The following is a 1985-nucleotide window of genomic DNA, read 5'->3' on the forward strand; positions in this document are numbered from 1 at the left end:
GGGTATGGGGGGTGCGGGGGCTTCTTGCGCGTGCCGGTCGTCGGTGTCGTCCATGTCGTCCTCCACGTACAGGAGGTCGATGTCGGGGGCCGTGGTGCCCGAACTCCCTTGCCGCGTACGGCTGGTGAGGAGTGCGCGGGCCTCGCTGTCGCGCAGGAGGAGGGCGCGGCGGGCCGCGGGATAGGCCGGGTCGACGGGTATGCAGGTGCCGCCCGCCTTGAGTACGGCGAGTACCGCGACCGGCAGTCCGGGCCCGCGCGGCAGGCAGAACGCGATCCGGCCGCCCGCGTGGCCCCGGGCGGCGAGGCGGTGGGCGAGGGCGTCGGACGCGGCGTCGAGCGCGCGGTACGAGAGCGGGCGCCCCTCGTACAGGACCGCGTCGGCGTCGGGGGTGCGGGCGGCCGTGGCGCGGAACGCCTCGTGCACGAGGGGCGGCGCGGCCCGGCCGGGCGCGCCGACGGCCCACCGGGCGAGCTCGGCACGTTCGGCGGACGGCAATAACTCCAGCTGATCCAGGGGGAGTTCGGGTCGGCGTACGGCCGCGTCGAGCAGCGTGGTGAACCGCCCGGCGAGGCGCTCGGCGTCCGCGTGGTCGAACAGGTCGGAGGCGTACTCGAGGAGCCCGTCGTACCCGCCGTCCGCGGGCATCAGGTGGAAGAACGCGTCGAACTTGGCGGTGCCGCCGTGCGGGTGCAGGCGCCGCGCCCGCACGCCCGACAGGTCGAGGCCGGGCGCGTCCGCGTCGTCGACGGTGAGCACCACCTGGAACAGCGCGAACCGGGCGAGCGTGCGGCTCCCTTCGAGGGCGCGCACCAGGTGGCCGTACGACACGTCGCGGTGCGCGACCGCGTCCCACACCGCCGACTTCATGGCGCGGGCCAGGTCGGCGAACGTCGTCCCTTCGGTGCGGGCGCGCAACGGCAGCAGATCCGTCAAGCAGCCGATCAGCGGCTCGAGTTCGGGTTCCCCGCGCCGCGACATGGGCGTGCCGAGCACCACGTCCCGCTGCCCGGAGAGGCGGGCGACGAGGGCGCTCAGGGCGGCGGCGAGCAGCACGAACGGGGTGCAGCGCAGCGCACGCGCGAGGGTGCGCAGCTCTCGTACGGTCTCCGCGTCGATCCGGAACCGCACCTGACCGCCGCGGTGGCTCGCGACGGCGGGCCGGACCCGGCGCGACGGGAACGAGGACTCGTCGGGCGCGCCGTCGAGCACGCTTCGCCAGTGGGTGAGCAGTGGGTCGAGTCGGGCCTCGGGCCGCTGCCGCTGGTTGTGCGCGTAGTCCCCGAACTGGAGGGGGAGTGAGGGCAGTTGGGGTTCCGTGCCCGCTACGGCCGCCCGGTAGAGCTCGCTGAACTCCTCCTCCAGGATCCGCAGCGACCAGCCGTCGATGACCGCGTGGTGCAGGGTGACGGCCAGTACCTGGTCGTCGGGCCCGGTCCGTAACAGGCTGGCCCGCAGCAGCGGCGGTTCGTCGAGCGGCAGCGGCCCGCGCACGGCCGCGCGTAACGCCTCGTCGAGCTGGTCGGGGTGTATGTCGCGCTGGTGCAGCGGCACGGGCGCGGCGGGTTCGACCAGCTGGGTGGGCACCCCGTCGACGAGGGCGAGCCGGGTGCGCAGCGCCTCGTGCCGGGCGACGATCGTGGTCAGGGCGTGGGTGACGGCGGCGGGGTCGACGGGGCCTTCGAGGTGGTGCGTCCAGTTCTCGACGTACGCCGAAGTCCCGTTCCCCAGTTGGTCGTTGAGCCAGATGGACTCCTGCTCTGGGGACATGGGGTACTGGCGGCGTCGAGGCATCAGGGTCTTTCTGCGGCGCGGGTGGTGAGGGCGGCGAGCGCCGGGTGGTCGACCTTGCCGTGCGCGGTGAGGGCGGCGAGTGCCAGGTGGTCGACCTTGCCGTGCGCGGTGACGGGGAGCGCGGGCAGCTCACGCACGAGGTGCGGTACGAGGTGCGGCGGCAGCAGGGTGCGGAGGGCGCGGCGCAGGGT

2 protein-coding genes are annotated in these 1985 nt (G+C 74.4%); both read right to left on the bottom strand.

The window, feature by feature from the left end:
- Window positions 1–1770 (bottom strand): condensation domain-containing protein (locus GUY60_RS37220; RefSeq protein ID WP_161705925.1); only part of this gene is annotated, 1770 nt, incomplete at its 3' end.
- 23 nt (window positions 1771–1793) lie between these two features.
- Window positions 1794–1985: amino acid adenylation domain-containing protein (locus GUY60_RS37225; RefSeq protein WP_161705926.1), on the bottom strand; the 192-nt coding region annotated here is incomplete at its 5' end.

The sequence above is a fragment of the Streptomyces boluensis genome, from assembly GCF_009908195.1.
In the GTDB taxonomy this organism is placed as follows: Bacteria; Actinomycetota; Actinomycetes; order Streptomycetales; family Streptomycetaceae; genus Streptomyces; species Streptomyces boluensis.